Annotated in this window: 25 protein-coding genes; 16 read left to right on the plus strand and 9 right to left on the minus strand. The window is 70.2% G+C overall.

The window, feature by feature from the left end:
* The first annotated feature begins 28 nt into the window (after positions 1-28).
* Positions 29-247, plus strand: coding sequence for a hypothetical protein (locus tag WA675_RS11440; RefSeq protein ID WP_336084223.1), 219 nt, complete (start codon positions 29-31; stop codon positions 245-247).
* Here WA675_RS11440 and WA675_RS11445 read toward each other — a convergent pair.
* The gene (locus WA675_RS11445; protein WP_336084224.1) at positions 244-630 is read right to left on the minus strand and encodes a hypothetical protein; all 387 of its coding nucleotides are present in this window, start codon (positions 628-630) and stop codon (positions 244-246) included. The genes WA675_RS11440 and WA675_RS11445 overlap by 4 nt on opposite strands.
* A gap of 208 nt (positions 631-838) precedes the next feature.
* Here WA675_RS11445 and hemL point away from each other — a divergent pair, with 208 nt between their 5' ends.
* The 8 genes from hemL to WA675_RS11485 all read left to right on the plus strand — a co-directional run bounded on the left by hemL (position 839) and on the right by WA675_RS11485 (position 7,753).
* Positions 839-2,185 (plus strand): glutamate-1-semialdehyde 2,1-aminomutase, encoded by a 1,347-nt coding sequence (gene hemL / locus WA675_RS11450; RefSeq protein WP_336084225.1) that lies wholly within the window; start codon positions 839-841, stop codon positions 2,183-2,185.
* Positions 2,182-2,919, plus strand: coding sequence for a histidine phosphatase family protein (locus WA675_RS11455; protein ID WP_442945608.1), 738 nt, complete (start codon positions 2,182-2,184; stop codon positions 2,917-2,919). Before hemL ends, WA675_RS11455 begins: the two co-directional genes overlap by 4 nt.
* Before the next feature lie 74 nt (positions 2,920-2,993).
* On the plus strand, positions 2,994-3,635 hold the full coding sequence (locus WA675_RS11460) for a TlpA disulfide reductase family protein (RefSeq protein WP_336084226.1): 642 nt from the start codon (positions 2,994-2,996) through the stop codon (positions 3,633-3,635).
* Positions 3,632-3,859 carry a hypothetical protein gene (locus WA675_RS11465; RefSeq protein ID WP_336084227.1) on the plus strand — a complete coding sequence of 76 codons (228 nt, stop codon included), beginning with the start codon at positions 3,632-3,634 and terminating at the stop codon, positions 3,857-3,859. Before WA675_RS11460 ends, WA675_RS11465 begins: the two co-directional genes overlap by 4 nt.
* A complete protein-coding gene (locus tag WA675_RS11470) occupies positions 3,859-4,671 on the plus strand; it encodes a cytochrome c biogenesis CcdA family protein (protein ID WP_336084228.1) in 813 nt (270 codons plus the stop codon). The genes WA675_RS11465 and WA675_RS11470 overlap by 1 nt, the downstream gene beginning before the upstream one ends.
* The gene (gene resB / locus WA675_RS11475; RefSeq protein WP_336084229.1) at positions 4,671-6,299 is read left to right on the plus strand and encodes a cytochrome c biogenesis protein ResB; all 1,629 of its coding nucleotides are present in this window, start codon (positions 4,671-4,673) and stop codon (positions 6,297-6,299) included. The genes WA675_RS11470 and resB overlap by 1 nt, the downstream gene beginning before the upstream one ends.
* On the plus strand, positions 6,299-7,264 hold the full coding sequence (gene ccsB / locus WA675_RS11480) for a c-type cytochrome biogenesis protein CcsB (protein WP_336084230.1): 966 nt from the start codon (positions 6,299-6,301) through the stop codon (positions 7,262-7,264). Before resB ends, ccsB begins: the two co-directional genes overlap by 1 nt.
* Before the next feature lie 168 nt (positions 7,265-7,432).
* Positions 7,433-7,753 (plus strand): hypothetical protein, encoded by a 321-nt coding sequence (locus WA675_RS11485; protein WP_336084231.1) that lies wholly within the window; start codon positions 7,433-7,435, stop codon positions 7,751-7,753.
* A gap of 10 nt (positions 7,754-7,763) precedes the next feature.
* Here WA675_RS11485 and WA675_RS11490 read toward each other — a convergent pair whose 3' ends face one another.
* The 3 genes from WA675_RS11490 to WA675_RS11500 form a co-directional block, all read right to left on the minus strand.
* Entirely contained in the window at positions 7,764-8,414 is a 651-nt protein-coding gene (locus WA675_RS11490) for a hypothetical protein (protein WP_336084232.1), read from the minus strand.
* A gap of 133 nt (positions 8,415-8,547) precedes the next feature.
* On the minus strand, positions 8,548-8,727 hold the full coding sequence (locus tag WA675_RS11495) for a hypothetical protein (RefSeq protein ID WP_336084233.1): 180 nt from the start codon (positions 8,725-8,727) through the stop codon (positions 8,548-8,550).
* A 115-nt stretch (positions 8,728-8,842) separates the two neighbouring features.
* The gene (locus tag WA675_RS11500; RefSeq protein WP_278261525.1) at positions 8,843-9,052 is read right to left on the minus strand and encodes a BldC family transcriptional regulator; all 210 of its coding nucleotides are present in this window, start codon (positions 9,050-9,052) and stop codon (positions 8,843-8,845) included.
* A gap of 164 nt (positions 9,053-9,216) precedes the next feature.
* Between WA675_RS11500 and WA675_RS11505 the strand changes: the two genes are divergently transcribed.
* The 5 genes from WA675_RS11505 to WA675_RS11525 all read left to right on the plus strand — a co-directional run bounded on the left by WA675_RS11505 (position 9,217) and on the right by WA675_RS11525 (position 11,978).
* Positions 9,217-9,543: a DUF4229 domain-containing protein gene (locus WA675_RS11505; protein ID WP_336084234.1), complete on the plus strand. Its 327-nt coding sequence runs from the start codon at positions 9,217-9,219 to the stop codon at positions 9,541-9,543.
* Positions 9,540-10,625, plus strand: coding sequence for a PLP-dependent cysteine synthase family protein (locus tag WA675_RS11510; protein ID WP_336084235.1), 1,086 nt, complete (start codon positions 9,540-9,542; stop codon positions 10,623-10,625). The genes WA675_RS11505 and WA675_RS11510 overlap by 4 nt, the downstream gene beginning before the upstream one ends.
* Positions 10,626-10,716: 91 nt before the next feature.
* Positions 10,717-10,938 carry a helix-turn-helix domain-containing protein gene (locus WA675_RS11515; RefSeq protein WP_336084236.1) on the plus strand — a complete coding sequence of 74 codons (222 nt, stop codon included), beginning with the start codon at positions 10,717-10,719 and terminating at the stop codon, positions 10,936-10,938.
* Positions 10,938-11,519: a Clp protease N-terminal domain-containing protein gene (locus tag WA675_RS11520; RefSeq protein WP_336084237.1), complete on the plus strand. Its 582-nt coding sequence runs from the start codon at positions 10,938-10,940 to the stop codon at positions 11,517-11,519. Before WA675_RS11515 ends, WA675_RS11520 begins: the two co-directional genes overlap by 1 nt.
* A gap of 63 nt (positions 11,520-11,582) precedes the next feature.
* The gene (locus tag WA675_RS11525; RefSeq protein ID WP_336084238.1) at positions 11,583-11,978 is read left to right on the plus strand and encodes a phage holin family protein; all 396 of its coding nucleotides are present in this window, start codon (positions 11,583-11,585) and stop codon (positions 11,976-11,978) included.
* A 17-nt stretch (positions 11,979-11,995) separates the two neighbouring features.
* Here the strand turns inward: WA675_RS11525 and WA675_RS11530 are convergent, their stop codons facing one another.
* Entirely contained in the window at positions 11,996-13,687 is a 1,692-nt protein-coding gene (locus tag WA675_RS11530) for a nitroreductase family deazaflavin-dependent oxidoreductase (protein ID WP_336084239.1), read from the minus strand.
* Between the two features lie 100 nt (positions 13,688-13,787).
* On the opposite strand from WA675_RS11530, the gene WA675_RS11535 reads away from it, so the two are divergent.
* The gene (locus WA675_RS11535) at positions 13,788-14,393 is read left to right on the plus strand and encodes a TetR/AcrR family transcriptional regulator (RefSeq protein ID WP_336084240.1); all 606 of its coding nucleotides are present in this window, start codon (positions 13,788-13,790) and stop codon (positions 14,391-14,393) included.
* Between the two features lie 148 nt (positions 14,394-14,541).
* Here the strand turns inward: WA675_RS11535 and WA675_RS11540 are convergent, their stop codons facing one another.
* Both WA675_RS11540 and WA675_RS11545 read right to left on the minus strand, forming a co-directional pair.
* Positions 14,542-15,411, minus strand: a complete 870-nt coding sequence (locus WA675_RS11540; protein WP_336084241.1) for a 1,4-dihydroxy-2-naphthoate polyprenyltransferase — start codon at positions 15,409-15,411, stop codon at positions 14,542-14,544.
* A gap of 28 nt (positions 15,412-15,439) precedes the next feature.
* Complete coding sequence (locus tag WA675_RS11545) at positions 15,440-15,898, minus strand: SRPBCC family protein (RefSeq protein WP_336084242.1); 459 nt, start codon at positions 15,896-15,898, stop codon at positions 15,440-15,442.
* Between the two features lie 109 nt (positions 15,899-16,007).
* Here WA675_RS11545 and WA675_RS11550 point away from each other — a divergent pair, with 109 nt between their 5' ends.
* A complete protein-coding gene (locus tag WA675_RS11550) occupies positions 16,008-19,838 on the plus strand; it encodes an AfsR/SARP family transcriptional regulator (protein WP_336084243.1) in 3,831 nt (1,276 codons plus the stop codon).
* Here the strand turns inward: WA675_RS11550 and WA675_RS11555 are convergent.
* Both WA675_RS11555 and WA675_RS11560 read right to left on the minus strand, forming a co-directional pair.
* Complete coding sequence (locus WA675_RS11555; protein WP_336084244.1) at positions 19,820-20,644, minus strand: ABC transporter permease; 825 nt, start codon at positions 20,642-20,644, stop codon at positions 19,820-19,822. The two genes, WA675_RS11550 and WA675_RS11555, sit on opposite strands and share 19 nt — an antisense overlap.
* Complete coding sequence (locus WA675_RS11560; protein ID WP_336084245.1) at positions 20,641-21,627, minus strand: ATP-binding cassette domain-containing protein; 987 nt, start codon at positions 21,625-21,627, stop codon at positions 20,641-20,643. Before WA675_RS11560 ends, WA675_RS11555 begins: the two co-directional genes overlap by 4 nt.

The following is a 21,627-nucleotide window of genomic DNA, read 5'->3' on the forward strand; positions in this document are numbered from 1 at the left end:
GGTTCGGAACACATCGAGGAGGACACCGATGACCAAGCTCACCGCCGGGATCTGTACCGCCGCCGCCGCGCTCGCCCTGGGTTTCGCCGCCGCGCCCGCCCAGGCCACCGGCCTGCCGCTGACCCCGATGACCGCCGAACCGGCCGCGGACGGCTTCGCCCCCGAGACCGGCTCCAGCGGGATCTACAACGGCATCATGTGCCAGCTGCACACGCTCTCCGCCGAGTTCCCCTGCATGTACACCTAGTCGCTCCACTGCTGATAGACGTCGAGCAGGCGGGTCCCGCGCGTGCCCGGCGCGTTGAGGTAGACGCTGACGGTGCCGTCGGGATGCCCGGCGGCCTCGGTCACCACCTGCCGCAGCGTGGCGTGCACGCCGCCCTGGGCGTCGCGGTAGAGCGCGGTGTCGCGATGCAGGCCCGCGCCGATCCGGTCCGGCGGCACGAACATCGCCGTGACCGCCGGGATCGGGCCCGCGCCGAGCGCGACGGTCTCCTCGTGGCTGAGCGCCACGCCGATCCGGTCGGGCTGGATCTGCGGGGCGAGCGCGGTGGCGGTGGGTGCGCCGAACAGGACCCCGGCCGCGACGAAGCCCGTGCCAAGGGCAGTGCTGGTGACGCCGAAACGCATGGAATACCCTCTCGCTGAAACCTGGTGTCGAGCCGCGCGAGGCGGCAAAGCAGCCCGCAGCGTAGCCCTGTGCCGATCGGCCTAGATCGAATTCGCCCGCGGATCCTGGCGGTGTGTCGGGCGTGTCGCCGGTGGGTCGCTGCGGTCTGGGTCACTGTGCTCCACCCTGTCGTCCGGCGCGCCGAGGCGAGCTGAGACACTGGAATCCGTGAGTTCTTCTCCGCGCGCGACCAGGACCAGCCCCACGCAGGTGCCGGTTTCGGCCCAGCTCTTCGAGCGGGCGGCTTCGGTGATCCCGGGTGGCGTGAATTCGCCGGTCCGTGCGTTCAATTCGGTCGGCGGTACCCCGCGCTTCATCGCCTCCGCCGACGGCTACACCCTGCGTGACGCCGACGGCAACGAGTACGTGGATCTGGTGTGTTCGTGGGGCCCGATGATCCTCGGGCACGCGCACCCCGCCGTGGTCGAGGCGGTACAGCGGGCCGCCACCGGTGGCCTGTCCTTCGGCGCGCCGACCGAGGCCGAGATCGAGCTCGCCGAGGCGATCGCCGCGCGGGTGGATCCGGTCGAGCGGGTGCGGCTGGTGAACTCCGGCACCGAGGCCACCATGAGCGCGGTCCGCCTGGCCCGCGGCTGCACCGGCCGCGCCAAGATCATCAAGTTCTCCGGCTGCTACCACGGCCACGTCGACGCGCTGCTGGCCGACGCGGGCTCGGGCGTGGCCACCCTCGGCCTGCCCACCTCGCCGGGCGTCACCGGCGCCCAGGCCGCCGACACCCTGGTGCTGCCCTACAACGATCTCGCCGCCGTCGCCGCCGCGTTCGAGGCACATCCGGGGCAGATCGCGTGCGTCATCACCGAGGCCGCCGCGGGCAATATGGGCGCGGTCGCGCCGCTGCCCGGCTTCAACGAGGGCCTGCGCACCCTGGCCCACGAGAACGGCGCGCTGCTCATCATGGACGAGGTCATGACCGGATTCCGGGTGAGCGCCGCGGGCTGGTACGGCCGCGAGGGCGTGGCCGGTGACCTCTACACCTTCGGCAAGGTGATGAGCGGTGGCCTGCCCGCCGCCGCGTTCGGCGGGCGCGCCGAGATCATGAACCACCTCGCCCCGCTCGGCCCGGTCTATCAGGCGGGCACGCTCTCGGGGAATCCCGTCGCCGTCGCGGCCGGTCTGGCGACCCTGCGCGCCGCCGACGACGCGGTGTACGCGGCGCTGGATCGCAACGCCGAGCGGCTCGGTGCGCTGTTCACGAAAGCCCTGGATGAAGCCGGGGTCGAGCATCAGGTCCAGTTCGCAGGCAATATGGTGAGCGTGTTCTTCGCCGAGCGCCCGGTCACCGACTACGCCGCCGCCAAGGCGAGCCAGACCTGGCGTTACCCCGCTTTCTTCCACGCCCTGCTCGACGCGGGCGTGTACGCGCCGCCGAGCGCGTTCGAAGCGTGGTTCGTCTCCGCGGCACTCGACGAGGACGCGTTCGACCGTATCGCCGCCGCTCTGCCCGCCGCCGCCCTCGCGGCCGCGGCCGCAACCCCCGAAGGATCCACAGCGTGAGCTCCGACCAGCCCGACGCCGAACTCGCCACCACGGACGACGCCGCCGAGGCGCCGCATCCGGCGCCCGCCGCCGCGCCGCCCGGCCTCGACGACGACCCGTCGACCGTCGAGACCATCGTCCACGTGCTGCGCCACGGCGAGGTGCACAATCCCAACGGCATCCTCTACGGCCGCCTGCCCGGCTTCAGCCTGTCGGTGACCGGCCGCTCGCAGGCCGCCGCCGTCGCCCGCTCGCTGGCCGACCACGACATCTCCCTGGTGATCGCCTCCCCGCTGCAACGGGCGCAGGAGACCGCCGCCCCCATCGCCGCCGCGCACGACGTGATCGTGCGCACCGACGAGAACCTGATCGAGGCGGGCAACACCTTCGAGGGCCTGCGCGTGTCCGTCGGTGACGGCGCGCTGCGCAAGCCGCGGCACTGGTGGAAGCTGCGCGACCCGTTCACCCCGTCCTGGGGCGAGCCGTACCTGCAGATCGCCCATCGCATGCTGGCCGCGGTCAACAAGGCGCGCGTCGAGGGCGCCGGGCACGAGGTGGTGCTGGTCTCGCATCAGCTGCCCGTGTGGACGCTGCGCCGGTTCCTGCAGGGTCAGCGCCTCTGGCACGACCCGCGTAACCGGCAGTGCTCGCTGGCCTCGCTGACCTCGCTGGTCTACCACGGTGACACGCTGGTCGACATCGTCTACTCCGAGCCCGCGGGGGCCTCGGATCCGTCGGTGCACGGCGCATGAACGGTCAGGGCCCGGAGGCGGTAGCTTGCGTAACCACGCAGGGCCCCCGGTCATGCGCGGATTCAACACCGCGCATGACTCACCACACCGCATCGGGACCCGCCCGTGGCCGTCGGCTGCGGGCGGTGACCGCCGCGCTGTCGGCCCTGCTGGTGATCGTCGCGGCGGCCGGCTGCTCGACCGGTACCGATGCGGTGGCGACCGGCGGCGGCACCTTCGAATTCGTGTCGCCGGGTGGTAAAACCGATATCTACTACGATCCGCCCGCCACGCGCGGAACGATCGGCACGCTCTCGGGGCCCGATCTGATGAACGAGGGAAAGACCGTTTCGGTCGAGGATTTCCCGAACCAGATCGTGGTCGTGAACCTGTGGGGACAGTGGTGTGGCCCGTGCCGCGCCGAATCGCCCGCACTCGAAAAGGTCTACGCGGCGACCAAGGACAAAGGCGTCGCGTTCCTGGGCATCAACGTTCGCGATCACCAGCGCGACAAGGCCCAGGACTTCGTGGTGGACAACAAGATCGAATACCCGTCCATCTACGACCCGTCGATGCGAACCTTGCTCGCCCTCGGCGGAAACTTTCCCACCAGTGTCATTCCGACCACGTTGATCCTGGATCGTCAACACCGGGTCGCCGCGGTCTTCCTTCGCTCGCTATTGGCCGAAGACCTGCAGCCCGTGGTCGAGCGCATCGCCGCCGAGGAGAAGCAGTGAGCCGTCGTCGTCCCGGAAACCTGACCGCGTGTCGTCCCCGCCAGGGCGCCCGCCGCATGGGCGCTGGCTGGACGGTCGATGACCGTTGGGCAGGCATCGCGACCGTGCCGCGCAGTGTCGCGGGTGCCGGTCTGTTCGATTTCGGCCCGTCGGAACCGGCCGAGAGCGAGCGCACCCTGTCGTTGCCGCGCGACGAGCAGCGTGACGAAGACACCACAGAGTGATGGTGCTCGCCGCAGTCGGGGATTCCTTCCAGCAGACCGCGGCATCGGGTCCGTTGTTGCTGGCGCTGGGAGCCTGCCTGCTCGCGGGCCTGGTGTCGTTCGCTTCACCGTGTGTCGTGCCGTTGGTGCCGGGGTACCTGTCCTATCTCGCCGGGCTGGTCGGGGCGGAGGCGCCACCGGCCACCGCCGCGCAGGCGGGCACGCTCACGGCCACGCGCCGTAGCGCGAAGATGCGGGTGGCCGGTGCCGCCGGACTGTTCGTCGCCGGGTTCACGGTGGTGTTCGTGCTCGCCACGGCCACCGTGTTCGGCGTGATCCAGACGCTCAACGTCAACCGTGAGCTGCTGCAGCGCATCGGCGGTGTGGTGACGATCCTGATGGGTCTGGTGTTCATCGGCCTGGTGCCCGCGCTCCAGCGCGACACCAGGATGGAACCGCGCCGCTTCACCAGCATCGTGGGCGCGCCGCTGCTCGGCGGGGTGTTCGCGCTGGGCTGGACGCCGTGCCTGGGCCCGACGCTGTCGGGCGTGATGGCGGTGTCGGCCGGGACCGAGGGCACCACCGCGGTGCGCGGTGTGGTGCTGATCGTGGCGTACTGCCTCGGGCTGGGTCTGCCCTTCGTGGTGCTGGCCTTCGGCTCGGCGGGGGCGCTGCGCGGGGTGGGCTGGTTGCGGCGCAATTCGCGCACCATCCAGGTAATCGGGGGTGTTCTGCTCGTCGCCGTCGGTGTCGCGCTGGTCACGGGGGCATGGGACCAGTTCGTCAGCTGGGTGCGCGACGGTTTCGTCTCCGAGGTGACTCTCCCGATCTGATGACTGACACACTGACTCCTCCCGCCACCCCCACCCCGCCCCGCAAGCAGTCGCTGCCGGGGCGTGCCTGGGCCCTGGTCCGCAATTCCTGGCGCGGCCTGACCAGCATGCGCACCGCGCTGGTGCTGCTGTTCCTGCTGGCGCTGGCCGCTATTCCCGGCGCGCTGCTGCCCCAGCGCAGTCTCAACGCGCAGAAGGTCGACCAGTACATCTTCGACCGGCCCACGCTGGGTCCGTGGATGGACCGCTTCGAGCTGTTCGACGTGTTCGGCAGCTTCTGGTTCACCGCCATCTACGTGCTGCTGTTCATCTCGCTGGTCGGCTGCATCCTGCCGCGCTGCTGGGACCACTACCGGGCGCTGCGCACGCCGCCGGTGGCCGCGCCGCGCAATCTGGGCCGGTTGCCGCACCACGGCAGCGACACCGTCGACGCCGACGCGGCCGCGTTCGTCGAGCAGGCGCGCGCGCGGCTGCGCGGCTGGCGCACCGAGGTGCGGCCCGGGCAGCGCGAGGGCGAGGTGACGCTGTCGGCGGAGAAGGGCTACCTGCGCGAGTTCGGCAACCTGGTGTTCCACCTGTCGCTGGTGGGGCTGCTGGTCGCGATCGCGCTGGGCAAGCTGTTCGGCTACGAGGGCAATGTCATCGTGATCGCCGACAACGGGCCCGGCTTCTGCACCACCTCCCCGGCGGTGTTCGACTCCTTCCGCGCGGGCAATGTCAACGACGGCACCGGGATGACCCCGCTGTGCGTGAAGGTCAAGGACTTCAAGGCCGACTACCTGCCCAACGGCCAGGCCGAGATGTTCACCTCCAATATCGAGTACCAGGCCGGTGCCGACCTGCGCACCGACACCTGGCGCAGCACCGAGCTCGCGGTCAATCACCCGCTGCGGGTGGCCGGGGACCGCGTCTACCTGCAGGGTCACGGGTTCGCGCCGACGTTCACCGTCACCTTCCCGGACGGGCAGACCCGCACCGAGACCATCCAGTGGCGTCCCGACGACGCCCAGACCTTCCTGTCCAGCGGCGCGCTGCGCATCGACCCACCCGGCGGCATGTACGCCACCGACGAAGAGCGCCGCCAGAACCAGATCGCCATCGAGGGCCTGTTCGCGCCCACCGCGCTGCTGCACGGCAGCCTGCTCACCTCGTCGTTCCCGCGGATGGACGATCCGGCCGTGGCCGTGGACATCTACCGCGGCAACACCGGCCTGGACACCGGCCGCTCGCAGTCGCTGTTCGCGCTGGACCCGGAGATGATCAAGCAGGGCAGGCTCACCAAGGAAGCCAGGGTCAACCTGCGGCCGGGGGAGTCGACCACGCTGCCCAACGGCACCAAGGTGAGCTTCGACGGGGCCAAGGAGTTCGTCAACCTGCAGGTCTCGCACGACCCCGCCCAGCAGTGGGTGCTGATCAGCGCGCTGACCATGATGGCCGGTCTGCTGGTGTCGCTGCTGGTGAAGCGGCGCCGGATCTGGGTGCGGGCCTACCCGGCTGAGAGCGGTACGGGTACCGTGGACCAACGACGCACCGTAGTAGAGATGGGCGGCCTGGCCAGAAGCGATCAAGCGGGCTGGGGCGGCGAATTCGATCGACTGCGGGCACGGCTGCTGGGAGCGGAGAACTGATGCAGATCGACGAGACGCTGGCGCGCTACAGCGATTTCGCCTTCATGTCGGCCATGGCGATCTACGCCCTGGCCACGGTCCTGCTGATCGTGCAGTACGCCTCGACGCGGGCCAAGCAGGTCGCCGCGCGCGAGCTGGTCACCGTGGGCGCGCCCGCCGACCCGGCCGTGCCCGGCCGGATCGAGGCGCCCGCGACCAAGCCGCTGGGCGAGCGCCTCGGCAATATGGCCTTCTCCGTGCTGATCGTCGGCGCGGCGCTGCACGTGGGCTCGATCGTGCTGCGCGGTTTCGCCACGCACCGCTTCCCGCTCGGCAATATGTACGAGTTCACCACCATGGCCACCGCGGCCGCCGTGGTGATCGGCCTGATCTTCCTGCGCGACCAGCGCTACCGGGCCATGTGGGCGTTCCTGCTGGTCCCCGTGCTGATCCTGATGTTCCTCGCGGGCACCGTCCTCTACGCCGACGCGGCCCCCGTGGTCCCCGCCCTGCGCTCGTTCTGGCTGCCCATCCACGTCACCATCGTGAGCATCGGCAGTGGCGTCTTCCTGGTCTCCGGCGTGGCCAGCCTGCTGTACCTGTACCGCATGCGCCAGCCAGCAGGCGAGGAATCGAACAACATCCTCGGCACCATCGCCCGCCGCCTCCCCGACGCCCGCAGCCTCGACCAGCTCGCCTACAAAACCACCATCATCGGCTTCCCCCTCTTCGGCGCGGGCGTCATCCTCGGCGCCATCTGGGCCGAAGCCGCCTGGGGCCGCTTCTGGGGCTGGGACCCCAAAGAAACCTGCTCCTTCATCGCCTGGGTCCTCTACGCCGCCTACCTCCACGCCCGAGCCACCTCCGGCTGGCGCGACACCAAGGCCGCCTGGATCAACATCGCCGGTTTCGTCGCGATGCTGTTCAACCTGTTCATCATCAACATGGTGATCAGCGGGTTGCACAGCTACGCCGGTCTGAACTGACCGCTTCCAGTCGCACCCTTGGCCCAGCGCGGCTGGACGGTTCTCGATGTCGTACAGCGCATCCCTGGACTCATATGGCGCTCTGAAGTCGGCGGGGGCGGAACGGAAATGTGGGCTCGGCTCGAAAATCGTTTGCGGGTGCGGGATCGCGGTGTGTTCAGTGGGCGCATGGGTATCGCACGGCAGGGAACACGGATTCTGCATCTGGATGGGGAACGTTATCGGTGGGTCGTCTCGCCGGATGACGAGCCGGGGCTGGGGATTGTCGTCGAGATCGCCGAAGGGCGGGGGCAGCGCATGGTGACCTGGGTGGAGCACGGCACGGTCATCACTCCGCGGGTGGTGGCGGGGGCTGTGCATCGCGCGCTTCGCCGGGGGTGGACGCCGAAGCAGCGGGGGAGAGAGGTGGTCTACCGCGTCGAGGCTGGGGCGACGGGTCTGGGGACGACGATGCCCGGATGCTCCGGGGAGCGTCCAGGCATCGGGTGATGATCGGGGATCAGCAGTAGTAGCAGATCTTGTTGGCGGGGAGTTCCACGTGGCAGGTGAGGCAGACCGGCTTGCGGACGGGTTCGGGCTTGGGGACCGTGACTGCGCGGCGGGAGGTGGCGGTGCGCTTGGCCTCGACCGCTTCGGCGGCTTCGGTGGTGGCCAGGTCCTGGGAGGTGCGCTGGCGGACGGCGGCGACCTTCGGGGGGAGGGTGGGGAGGCCGCCGTCGGCGGGGAGGTCGGTGGCGTAGTGCTGGTAGCACTGCCAGCGGGCGGCGGCGGCGTGCATCTCTAGGTCGTCGGGGATGGGCAGGCCCGCGAGTTCGAGGATGTAGCGGTAGCCGGTGCCGACGGTCTGGTTGCGGCGCACGCACAGGGCGCTCAGCGGCGGCTCGTTGTTCTTGTGACAGTGCTCGGCGACGCGGTCGAGCACGACGGGCAGCCAGTGCTGCCACTTCACCTGGGTGCGGATCCCGGATTCTTCCTGGACCAGTTCCGCTAGCTCGGTGTTGACGATGAAGTTGTTGAAGCGCGACGCGGTCGCGGCGAGCACCTCGTGTGCCGCGCGAGTCCATGCCGACCGTGCCTCGGTGAACGTCACGGCGCTGCCGTCGGCCGCGCGCCAAGTGGTCGGAATGGAACCCTGCTGCACATCGATCACCGGAATACGTTATCCAGCCGGGTTTTTCGCTGCGCATCGGGGGTATGTGGGCTGGCTCACGATGCCGTGTTTCATCCCGACTGGCCGGTATGATGCCGAGCCGGGTCAGTGCGTGGTCCAGACCACGTCCGGGTCAGAGATCGCCGGAATCGTCGCGGTGCTGCTTGCCGAGGCGCCAGAGGAATTCCGGGTCGTCGTCGGGACCGAGGACCGGCCGACGGGTGGAGCTCGGATGCGGCTTCTCGGGGCCGAACGCCTTCCAGCACAGCACCGCCACGGCCACGATCGCGATGAGTGCCAACAGGTACGTCACGTCGCTCACCTCCTGGTATCGAGGGTAGCCGTGTCCGCGCCGTGCGCACATCCGCAACGGAAGGGAAATATCCGGCAAACGCGAGCCCAGGACAGGCTCGCGCCGCCGGTACGGGTCAGCGCGGGGCTGCCTCGGTGGTGAGCGACCTGAGCAACTGCAACACTTCGGACTCGCGGAAGCGGCGATGTCCGCCCGGCGTGCGCAGCGAACCGAGCCTGCCCGCATGAGCCCACCGCGTGACGGTCTTCGGGTCTACGTGGAACATGGCGGCCACTTGGCCTGGTGTCAGCAGAGTGTCCTGGCCGCCGACGGTGATCGCAGTCATAGCTAACCTCTCCGTTCTCGACAGTTCCCTCATCAGATGGCGTCATCGTCGCACTGCGACCCCCACCTAGTCGAACCACCTACTGTTGGTAAAGGGGAAGTAATAGACAAAAGCCGCGAACGGGGCTGCGCCGAGCGGTCCCGTCGCGGGGTTAGGCTGTTGGCGTGAGTGAAGCAACCGGTCAGCAAGGTTCGGGCGCGGGAAAGCGGCTTTTCCGCAATCTGGCCCTCTACACGCTGGCCCGCCTCGGCCTGGTGGTGGTGATCGCCGCGATCATTATCGGCGTCGCCGCGCTCATCGGGGTCGATATCCCGATCATCGTCGCCGCGCTGTTCGCGTTGCTGGTCGCGATGCCGCTCTCGCTCACCCTGTTCAAGTCGCTGCGGACCAAGGTCAACGAGGACATCGCCATCGTCGATGCCCGCCGTCGGCAGGACAAGGCGCAGCTGCGGGCCCGCTTGCGAGGTGACGACGACGGGTCGGCCGCGTGAAGGTCGTCGACCACAGCGCCCCGCGTGCCTGGGTCGACAATGCCGTCCGGCTGATCGACGCCGACGCCCAGCGCTCGGCCGACACCCATCTGCTGCGCTACCCGCTACCGGCCGACTGGTCCGTGCAGCTCTACCTCAAGGACGAGTCCACCCACATCACCGGCAGCCTCAAGCACCGGCTGGCCCGCTCGCTGTTCCTCTACGCCATCTGCAACGGCTGGGTGACCGAGGGGACCACGGTCGTCGAGGCGTCGTCGGGCTCGACGGCGGTCAGTGAGGCGTATTTCGCCAAGTTGCTCGGCCTGGATTTCGTGGCGGTCATGCCCGCGTCCACCTCGCCGCAGAAGATCGCGCTGATCGAGGCCCAGGGCGGTCGCTGTCATTTCGTGCAGCGTCCGCCGGAGATGTACACCGAGGCCAAGCGCCTGGCCGAGGAGTCCGGCGGGCACTTCATGGACCAGTTCACTCACGCCGAGCGGGCCACCGACTGGCGCGGCAACAACAATATCGCCGAGTCCATCTTCGAGCAGCTGGCGCTGGAGACTCATCCGGTGCCGGAGTGGATCGTGGTCGGCGCGGGCACCGGCGGCACCAGCGCCACCATCGGCCGCTACCTGCGCTATCGCAGGCACGCGACCAAGCTGGCCGTGGTCGATCCCGAACACTCGGCCTTCTTCGGCGGCTACGAGACCGGTGACGCGGGCTACGAGACGGGCATGCCGTCGCGGATCGAGGGCATCGGCCGTCCCCGGGTGGAGCCGTCGTTCATCGGCCAGGTGGTCGACCGGATGATCCTGGTGCCCGACGCGGCCTCGATCGCCACCGCCCGCCACGCCAGCACCGTGCTCGGCCGTCGCGTAGGCGGCTCGACCGGCACGAACCTGTGGGGCGCCTTCGCCCTGATCGCCGACCTGCTGGCCGCGGGCCGCAGCGGCAGCGTGGTGACGCTGCTGTGCGACGGCGGTGACCGCTACGCCGGAACGTATTTCGACGACGCCTGGGTGGCCGACCAGCACCTGGACCTGACCGGCCCGACCGCGATCCTCGAAGGGTTCGCCGCCACCGGCCGCTGGAACGGCTGACCTCTCCCGACCGACCGCTCGCTGGTCCGTTCGCGCTCAGCGATGTCAATTTTTGTTGACACCACCAGGATCGTCAATCAAAATTGACAACATGACCGATGCGACAACGCTCGCCGCCGCGGCCGGAAATCCCGATCCCGCGGTCGGTCTGCGCGCGGTACTCGCCCTGCGCAGGCTGGCCGACCGGCTCGAGACCGTCCAGGTGGCCAATGCCAGGGCCAACGGCTGGTCCTGGCAGGCCATCGCCGAGGCACTCGAGGTGAGCAAGCAGGCCGTGCATCAGAAGCACAACCGGAGAGGTGGAACCCGCTGATGTTCGAGAAATTCACCAAGCACGCGCGAGTGGCCGTGGTGGTGGCCCAGGAGGACGCGAAGGAACTCGGGGCGTCGAAGATCCGGCCCGAGCACCTGCTGCTCGGCGTGCTCGCCCACGCCGAACCCGGCCTGGCCGCCGTCCTGACCGCCCGCGGCCTCACCGCCGACGGCGTGCGCACCGCGCTGGCCGCCCGCGCGGACGAGACGCCGCTGGGCGCCGACGATGCCGAGGCGCTGCGCTCGATCGGCATCGACCTCGACGCCGTGCAGGCCAGCGTCGCCGAGAACTTCGGCCCCGAAGCCTGGGACCGGGCCGAACCCGAACCCAAGCGCGGTGTCTTCGGGCGGCTGCGCGGGACCAACTGGGGGCACATCCCGTTCACGGCCGAGGCCAAGAAATCGCTGGAACTCGCACTGCGCGAGGCGATCCACCGCAAGGACCGCGAGATCGGCACGGCCCACCTGCTGCTGGGCGTCCTGCGCGCGGGCGAGCCGGGGAGCACCGCGCTGCTCGGCGGGCCCGACGCGGTGAGCGCGCTGCGTGCCGACGTGTACGCGATGCTGGACCGCGCGGCCTGAATTCGGCCGCGGGATCGTGTCAGACCCGCCGCGATGTCCGATTCCGGGCCTAGCATGGCGGGTATGCAGCTAGCAATACGGTTGGTCATCAACGCCGTTGCCATCTGGGCAGCGGCCGCGTGGATCGACAAAATCGATATCTACGTGCCGCCGGACTGGTCCGAGGAGTGGGGCAACTGGGGCAAGGCCCTGGTCATCGTGCTCGTCGCGCTGGTGTTCACGGCCGTGAACGCGGTGATCAAGCCGATCGTGAAACTCCTGTCCCTGCCGTTCGTGATCCTCACACTCGGGCTGTTCCTGCTGGTGGTGAACGCGGGCATGCTGTGGCTGACCGCCAAGATCACCGAGATCACCGACTACGGCCTGCGCGTGGACGGCTTCTGGGCCGCGCTGTGGGGTGGCGTGATCATCACCCTGGTCAACTGGGTGCTGGGCATCCTGGTGCCCGACGGCGACTAGCCGCCGCCGGGTGATCCTCAGTCGGTGAAGGTGATCCGCACCGAGACGGGATCGCTGGCCAGCGTGCGGAACGTCGCGGCGGTCAAACCGGCGAACACCGGATTCGGGGCGAAGCTGCGGGCCCGGGCGACCACGTCGTCGCCCGGGCGCAGCTCGGCCACCCCGGTGCGCCAGCGATTGCCCTGGCGCACCCGCACTTTCGGTTCGGCGCCGATATTGGCGGCCCAGCCCGAGCGGGTGCCGTGCTGGCTGATCACCCAGGCGCCGGTGTCGTCGAAGGCCACCGAGACCGGCACCACCCGGGCTTGCCCGGACTTGCGGCCGGTGGTCTCCAGCTCGGTCGCGAATGTGGTGCGGATGCCGATCCGGCTCAGCCCGCGCACCACCGGATTGCCCAGATAGCGCCCGACGGCGCGTTCGATCTCGAACTTGCGCTGGGCCGGGTCCTTCTTCGCGGTCGAGCTCCTTCTGCTGCGGAACGCGTCGAAGCCGTTGCGCTTCAGCATGGTCGCCGCGGTGAACCAGGGCGTGCGGCCGGGATCGGGGTCATCACCCGCGCCGAGGCGGTGCAGCTGGTCGGTGTGCCATTGCAGATCCAGCGCGCCCTCGACGGCCTTGATGCTCGCCATGGTCATCAGGGCGGCGGGCAGGCGCAGCGAGATCTGCGGCGAGTGCAGCCTGCTGGTGTCGCCGCGCAGCAGATCGTTGGCCGCGCCGGGGGTGAGGGTGCTGGGGCGGCCAAGGCCCACCACATCGCATTCGTGCGAGTCGACCGCGGCGTCCATCGCCGAGCGGGTGCGGAAGCCGCCGGTGACGGCCAGCGGCACCGACCCGGCCAGGGTGCGGACCGACTGCGCGTATTCGAGGAAGTACGCCTCGCGCGCCACCGTGCTGGCAGCGCGAGCCACTGGCCTGCCCATCATGGCGGGCGATTCGTAGCTGCCGCCGCTGATCTCGATCAGGTCGAGGCGCTCGGCGGCCAGCAGGCTGATCACCGCGCGGGATTCGTCCTCGGAGAAGCCGCCGCGCTGGAAGTCCGCTGAATTGAGCTTGATCGCCACGGCGAAGGTGTCGGCCACCTCGGCCCGGATGGCGCGCACCACCTCGAGGACGAAACGGGCCCGCCGCTGCGCGTCACCACCCCAGCGGTCGGTGCGCTGATTGGCCAGCGGGGACAGGAACTGCGAGACGAGATAACCGTGCGCGCCGTGGATCTGCACACCGTCGAAACCGGCCGCCTCGGCGACCCGCGCGGTGGTGGCGTAGCGGCGCACCAGGTCGGTGATCTCGGAGTCGGTGAGTTCGCGGGGTTTCGGCAGGCCGGGGATATCGAGCGCGATCGCCGAGGGCGCGACGGGCTGCGCTTTGGAGGCCAGGGGGTTGGCCTGCCTGCCGGGGTGGTTGATCTGCATCCAGATCCGGGCGCCGCCCGCCTTGGCGGTCTCGGCCCAGCGGTGCAGTGCGCCGAGGTGGCGCTCGTCCTCGACGACGACATTGCCCGGCTCGCCGAGTTGGGTGTGGTCGACCATCACATTGCCGGTGACGATCAGGCCGAAGCCACCCGCGCCCCAGCGGCGGTAGAGCCGTTCGAGGCGCTCGTCGGGCCCGAACTCGGCGGAGCCGAGGCCCTCGCTCAGCGCGGCCTTCATCAGCCGGTTGGGCAGGACCTGGCCGCAAGGCAGGGCCAGTGGGTCGCTCAGGGCTGTCATCGTCGACTCTCCTCCGATCGCGGTACACCGATCGGTGTACTTGCCCGAACGGTAGTACACCGATCGGTATACTTCAACGAGACCGAACGAAAGGACGCCGATGGCAGCGCGTGACGGACTCGTGCAGAGCGCGATCGATCTGGTGCGCCGCTACGGCGTGGCCGGGACCGGCGTCACCCGGCTGCTCGACCACAGCGGGATCTCCCGCCGGACGGTCTACCTGAACTTCCCCGGCGGCAAATCCCAGCTGATCACCGAGGCCACCCGGGTCGCGGGATGCGCGATGACCGGCGTGATCGAGACCTTCGCCCGCCGGTCCGATCCCGAGGCGACCATCGCCTCGTTCACCGAGGCGTGGAAGTCGGTCGTGGAATCCAGCGATTTCCTCGCGGGCTGCCCGATCGTGGCCGCCGCGCTGGGGCGTTCGGAAGCGCCCGACGCGGCCGATGCGGCGGGTGCGGCGTTCGACGAGTGGGAGCAGGCGCTGGCCGCCCGGCTGCGGGCCGAACAGGTCGCGCCGGAGACCGCGCTGTCACTGGCGACGACGGTGATCGCCGCGATTGAGGGCGCGGTGGTGATGTCACTGGCCCAGCGCAGCGCTGAGCCGCTGGACCGCACCGGCAGACACCTCGCCGAGCTGATCCGGGCCCACGTTCCAGCCCAGCGGGTCACCGAGCCGGAACGATCGCAGCCAGCCTCGGCCTGACCGCTGGACCGGATCATGATGGCGAACTGGTAGTCCACGCCGAGCGCGACACGGATCGGCGCCGCCGATGACACGGCGCGGCACGCGGCAATCCGGTTCCGCGCACAGCAGGCCGCCCTGGCGCGCTATGGGGACGGCCGCGCCGGACTCAGCCCAGGCCGACAGCCAACGCACTCAGTGCCGACCAGGCCAGCAGGGCGAGGCCGGAATCGCGGAGGGCGGGAATCAGTTCGAGGCCGTTCTCGCCGGTGCGGACCGGGGCGTTGGCGCGCACGGCGAGCGGGGCGGCCAGCAGACCTACCAGGGCCCACGGAGTGCGGGCCACCAGCGCGACGCTCAGGACGAACGGCACGGCCAGCAGGGCCAGGTGCAGGGTGCGGGTGCGGGCGTCGCCGAGTTTCACCGCGAGGGTGACCTTCCCGGATTCGGTGTCGGTGGGGATATCGCGCAGGTTGTTGGCCACCAGCACCGCGCTGGAGAACGCGCCGACACCGATGGCCAGTAGCAGCCCGACCCAGTCGACCCGCAGCGCCTGTACGTACTGCGTGCCCAGCACCGCGACCAGGCCGAAGAACACGAACACCGCGATCTCACCGAAACCGCTGTAGCCGTAGGGCTTGCTGCCACCGGTATAGAACCAGGCACCGGCCAGGCACAGCGCGCCGATCAGCACCAGCCACCAGGCCGTCGTCACCGCGAGCACCAGGCCCGCCACGGCGCCGAGGGCCAGGCTGAGCACGGCAGCGGTGCGAACGGCGGTGGGGGAGGCCAGCTTCGAACCGACCAGGCGCAGCGGGCCGACCCGCACGTCGTCGGTGCCGCGGATGCCGTCGGAGTAGTCGTTGGCGTAGTTCACTCCGACGATCAGCGCCAGCGAAACGACCAGGGCCAGTATCGCTTTCCACCAGACCGCCCCGTCGATCGACGCGGCGGCACCGGTGCCCGCCAGGACCGGCGCGATCGCGTTGGGCAGCGTCCGCGGCCGGGCGCCCTCGATCCATTCCGCAGCTGTAGCCATGATCCGAAGCCTAGCCGCGTGCCGGAAGCTAGGCGGATTCGGCGAGCGTCTTGAGCCGGGCCAGGCCCTTGTCGAAATCCTTGCCGATCATGTTGTCGATGGGGAACACCTTGCCCAGCACGCCCATCAGGCCGGAGTGGGTGCCGGTCATCTTCCAGGTCACCTCGGTGTTCGCGCCGCTGGGGGCGAGGGTGAAGGTGACGAAGTTGGTGGCCTTGAACGGTTTCTCGAAGGTGAGCTCGATGCCGATCTCGCGTTCGGCGTCGGCCTTGATCTCCATGGTGCCCGCACCCGCCTTGCGATTGCCGCGCCAGGCGTAGCGCGCGCCGACGCCGGACTCGGGGCCGGTGTAGGTGCGCGCGAGCTGGGGATCGGCGTCTTCCCACGGTGACCAGAGCATCCACTGGTGGAAGTTGTCGATGTAGCCGCGGATACGTGCCGGTTCGGCGGCGATGGTCGTGCGCCGGATCACCTCGAAGTCGCCCATGAACGTCAGCGTAGGCCGGGGTGGTGACAAATTCGTGCGCACCGGCGGTTCGGTGCGCGATGTCGCGGGACGACGCGTCATCGAGGGGCGGCCTACGATGACATCCGGCATGTCTGCACAGCACCCCGGTCCGGGAGGGCCGCCTCCCGCCGCCGACGCCGCCGTTGTCGGCGTGCTCGGTGTGATCGCGGTCCGTCGCGACGGTTCGTTGCGCGCGCTCCCCGGCGCCCGCGCCCGCCTGCTGCTCACCGCCCTCGCGGTGCGGCCAGGCCGGGCCCGCAGTGCCCAGGCGCTGGTCGAGGAGGTCTGGGGCGAGCAGCCACCGCGCGCGCCGATGAACGCTTTGCACACGCAGATCTCGCGGCTGCGAGCGCTGCTGCCCGAGGGCGCGCTGGAGATCGGCCCCGCCGGTTACCGGCTGACCCTGCCCGAGGACGCCGTCGACCTCACCGCCGCCCACGCTCTGGCCCGCCGCGCCGACAAACAGCTCGCCGCGGGCGAACTCACCGACTGCCTGTCCGCGCTCACCCGGGCCCGCGCCCTGTGGCGTGGCGAACCCGGCGCCGACCTGCCCGACTCCGCCCCCGCCGAGGACCTCCGCATCGCCGCGGACCACCTGCGCCGCGACCTCGACCGTATCGAACTCGCCGCCCGCACCGCCCATGGCGACCTCCCCACCGCCATCACACTCGCCCGCGCCGCCGCCGGGACCCGACCATTCGACGAACCGGCCCACACCACCCTGATCCGCCTGCTCGCCGCCGCGGGCCGCACGGCCGACGCCCTCGAGGTCTTCGCCACCTACCGCCTGCGCCTGATCGAAGAACTCGGCGCCGACCCCGGCCCGGCTCTGCTCGCCCTCAACGCGGCTGTCCTACGCGGTGACCCGATCGTGCTCCCCGGCACTCCGACCGGACGTCAGCCCGCCTGCAGCACTCCGCGCCGACCGGGGCACGGCGAAGACGCCGCCGGTCCCCACGTATCCGTCCCCGTCGGCTGCTCGGAGTACGACGACCCAGCAACCCACACGTATACCGACGCTGCCGCGGCGGGCGATATCGACCGGTCGCGCAGCTACCCGGCCCGCGACACCGGCCGCGCGGACTCCGACGTGGTGGGCGGCCCGGGCGCAGACAGCAGTTCCGCGCAGCCCGGTGGCGGCCGGTCGAATCGTGGTGCGGGCGCGGACGCCCGCGTTGTGCGGCCTGGCGTCGACCAGTCGGGTGGTGGCGCGCGCGATGACGTGAGCTTCGGGGCGGCTGGCGACGATCCCTCGGGCGAGGGCGCTGCCCGGCACAGCGGCGACGCCGACCCCGGGAACGAAGCGCACGACCGCACCACGGCACGCGGCGGCCGAGGCGACACACCCCTGCCCACCGCACTCGGCCTGCGCGCCGCCCCCAACGAACTGCTCGGCCGCGCCGACGATCTCGACGCCATCGCCGCCATGGTCGGGCAGTCGCGGGTGACCACGATTCTGGGACCCGGTGGGACCGGCAAGACCCGGGTCGCCAATGCGGTCGGGGCGCGGCTGAGGCGGATCACGCCGGTGGTGCTGGTCGAATTGGCCTCGGTGCAGGGCGAATCGAGTTCGGGCGCCGAAGCGCGCGTCGACATCGAAGCCGCCATCGGGTACGTGATGGGCCTGGGTGAGCTCAGTGATTCGGCGCAGTTGCGGACGGGGCGCGCCGTCGACGTGGGCAGACGGCTGCGCGAAGCTCTCGACGCGCGGCCCACGCTGCTCATTCTGGACAACTGCGAGCACGTGATCGAAGCCGCCGCCGACCTGGTCTCCGACCTCGTCGGCAGTTGCGCGGGCCTGACCGTGCTCACCACCAGCCGTTCTCCGCTGGCGATCACCGCCGAGACCGTCTATCCGCTGGCTCCGCTGTCCGTCGACGCGGCGGGTTCGCCCGCGACCGACCTGTTCTGCGCCCGGGCCCGCGCGGTGCGCCCCGACGTCCGCCTCGACCCGGAGACGGTGGCGCGCCTGTGCCGCACCCTCGACGGCCTGCCGCTGGCCATCGAACTCGCCGCGGCCCGGGTGCGCACCATGAGCGTGGCCGAGATCGAGACTCGCCTCGAACACCGCTTCGCCCTGCTGCGCAGCGGCGATCGAACCGCGCCGCACCGGCATCGCACGCTGCACGCGGTGATCGCCTGGAGCTGGAATCTGCTCGAACCCGATCAGCAGGTGGTGCTGCGCAGGCTGGCGCGTTTCCCAGCCGGGTTCACTCTGTCCGCCGCGGAGGCGGTGGCGGCGTCTCCGGACGTGCTCGATATGGCGATGGCGGTGGACGGTCTGGTCGGCCATTCGCTGCTCACTGTCCTCGACGACCCCGACAACGGCGCCACCCGCTACCGGATGCTCGAGACCGTCCGCGAATTCGGCGCCGAGCAACTGGCCGCGATCGACGCCGAGACCGCGGGCGCCGAATCCGCGCTGGTACGCGCCAGGATGGCCGAGTGGGCGCGAGATTTCGCGGCGGCCGCGATCCACGCCTATCGTGACGGCGATCAGGTCTCGGCGGTGCTCGCGGTCGCCGCCGAGCTCGACAACCTGACCGTCGTGCTGCGCACCGCCACCGATCGTGCCGACGCGGCCACCGTGTACGGCTTGTTCCCGGTGGTGGCGACGCTGTGGATGATGCGCGGCGCGCACCTGGAATTCCTCGGCTGGGCGATGCGGATGATCGCTGTCGATCCACCGGAACCGGCCACCGGCGACGCCGCCGACCTGCAGATGGTCACCCATGTGCTGTCGTTGACGCACCTGATGTTCCTGCACGGCGGCGAGACCCGGCCGATCATGATCGCCCGGTTGCGGGTCCGCAGGCTGCTCGGCCATCCCGGACTCGATCCCGGTCTGCGCTTTCTCGGCCGGTTGATGGTGATGCCGCTCGGCGGTTTCCGGATCGGCCGGTTGTTCGCCGAATCGGTGCGCTCACCGCGACCGGAAGTGCGCCTGGCCGCGCTGATCGCCCGCGCCAACTTCTGGGAGAACCTGGGCAATATGCGCGGCTCGACCCGCGACGCCCTGCGCGCGCTGGACGAATTCGGCCCCGGCGAGGTCTGGGGCGCGGCCAATATCTGCCAGCACCTGGCCCAGCTGTGCGGTCAGTCGGCGCGCTACGACGAGGCGGTGACCTACTACCGCCGCGCGCTGACGCTGATGGATCAGCTGCGCATCCACGACGAGATCATGGAGAGCCGCTGCTATCTGGCCGCCGCGCTGATCGGAAGCGGCCGACAGGCCGAGGCGCGCCGCGAGCTCGACTTCGCCCTGCGGCCGGGCGATTCCGGCATCCGCCAGATCGATGACGTAGGCATCCAGCGCAACCATCGGATCGCCACCGTCGCCACCGCCGTCGCCGAACTCGAACTGGCCGACGGCGACGTCGAGGCCGGGCTCGGGCATTACCGCCGCGCGCTGGACCTGCTCGGCTGGCCGGATTTCGACATCACGCCCGGCCCGGGTGGGCTCATGGTCGCCGCGGGCGCGGTCGGCGCGCATGTCCTGTCCGGCCGGGCGGCCGACGCGGCCGATCTGGTCGACAGTGTGGTCGCCGCGACCCGGGACCGGCTGACGAAATACTCCGACCTGCCGCAGATCGGTGCGGTGGGCTGTGCGCTCGGGTCCTATCTGCTGGCCACCGGCGTCGACCGGGCCGCCGGGCTGGAGCTGCTGGCCCTGGCCGCCACATCGGTGGCCCGGCAGGACAATCCGTCGATGGAACTGGCCCGCCACCTCGCCCTGCACCGCGGCACCGTCGGGGCGGCGGCGCTGGACCAGGCCGTGCGACAGGCCGCGGGAGTGCGCCGGACGGACTCGGCGCGCCGCATCATCGAGATCGCGGGCACGCTGGCCGCGAACAGGCCGACGGCACCCGGAGCGATCCGGATGCCGTCGGCGGCAGGTCGTCAGGCGCGGCGCATGTAGGCCCGCACGGTCAGCGGCGCGAAGATCGCGATCACCGCGACCGCGCCGAGCAGCGACCACACCAGGTCACCGCCGAAGCTGTTGGCGTTCATCAGCTCCCGGGCGGCATTGACCATGTAGTACACCGGGTTGACGTGGTTGAGTCCCTGCATCCAGCCCGGCATGGTGCTCACCGGGGCGAAGGCGCCGGACATGAACGTCAGCGGGAACATCACCATCATCGAGATGCCCTGCACCGAGGCCGCGCTCTTGCCGGTGACACCGACCAGCGCCCAGACCCAGCTGATCGCGAACGAGCACACCACCACCATCAGCACCGCGGCGAGCACCCCGGTGACCCCGCCCTCGGGCCGGTAGCCCAGGCACAGGCCGACGATGATGGTCAGTGTGGAGGCGATGCCGTAGCGCACCATATCGGCGATCAGCGCGCCCGCCAGGGCCGAGACCCGGGCGATGGGCAGGGATTTGAAGCGGTCGAACACGCCCTTGTCCATGTCCTCGCGCAGCTGGGTGCCGGTGACCACCGAGGTCAGGACCACGGTCTGGACCAGGATGCCGGGGATCAGCACCGGCAGGTAGTTCGAGACGCTGCCCGAGATCGCGCCGCCGAAGATGTAGGTGAACAGCGCGGTGAACAGGATCGGCTGCACCGTCACGTCGAAGAGCTGCTCGGGATTGTGCTTGATCTTGAGCAGGCCGCGATAGGCCATGGTGAACGAGGTGGAGATGGTCGCGCGCAGCCCGGGACGGTCGCTGACCTCGGCGAGCTCGGTGGTGGGCGCGGGCGCCGTGAGAACTGCGGTCATGCCGCGCTCCGTTCGGTGTCGTCGGAATCCTCGGCCGGGTGGCCGGTGATGGTGAGGAAGACCTCGTCGAGGGTGGGCTTGCTGACGGTGATCTCTTCGACCCCGATCTCCCAGTCGCGCAGGCGGATCAGCAGCTCGGCGGTGAGATTGGGATCGGGCAGCGCCGCGGTGAGCCTGCCCGCCTCGGGGCTGACCTGCGCGCTCACGCCGAGGAAATCGCCGACGATGCGGCGGGCCTCGTCGAGCTGGGCGCGATCGACCAGGGTGAGGTGCACCGAGGAGCCGCCGACGGAGGCCTTGAGCTCGTCGGCGGTGCCGTCGGCGATCACCCGGCCGTGATCGATCACCGCGATACGGTCGGCCAGTTGATCGGCCTCGTCGAGGTACTGGGTGGTGAGCAGCACCGTGGCGCCCTCGCGGACCAGGCGCCGGATGGTGTCCCACATCTGGGCGCGGGTGCGCGGGTCCAGGCCGGTGGTGGGCTCGTCGAGGAACAGCAGCGGCGGGGTGGCGATGAGGCTGGCGGCCAGGTCCAGGCGCCTGCGCATGCCGCCGGAGAAGTTCTTCAGCGGCTTGTCGGCGGCCTCGGCGAGGGCGAACTCGTCGAGCAGCTCGCCCGCCCGGCGCCGGGCGTCGACCCGGCTCAGGCCGAGCAGCCGGGCGAAGATGAGCAGATTCTCGGTGGCGGTGAGCTCCTCGTCGACCGAGGCGTACTGCCCGGTGACGCCGACCAGCGAGCGCACGGCATTGGGCCGGGCGACCACGTCGTGGCCGAAGATCCGGGCGCTCCCGGCGTCGGGCCGCAGCAGCGTGGCCAGCATCTTGATGGTGGTGGTCTTGCCCGCGCCGTTGGGTCCGAGCACGCCGTAGACCGAGCCGCGCGGAACCGCCAGGCTCACCCCGTCGACGGCGCGCTGCTTGCCGAACACCTTGACCAAGCCGTCGGCCTCGACGGCGAGCGCGGAAGTGGGTGTGTAAGTCAT

The sequence above is a fragment of the Nocardia sp. SSK8 genome (assembly GCF_037034205.1).
Lineage (GTDB): Bacteria > Actinomycetota > Actinomycetes > Mycobacteriales > Mycobacteriaceae > Nocardia.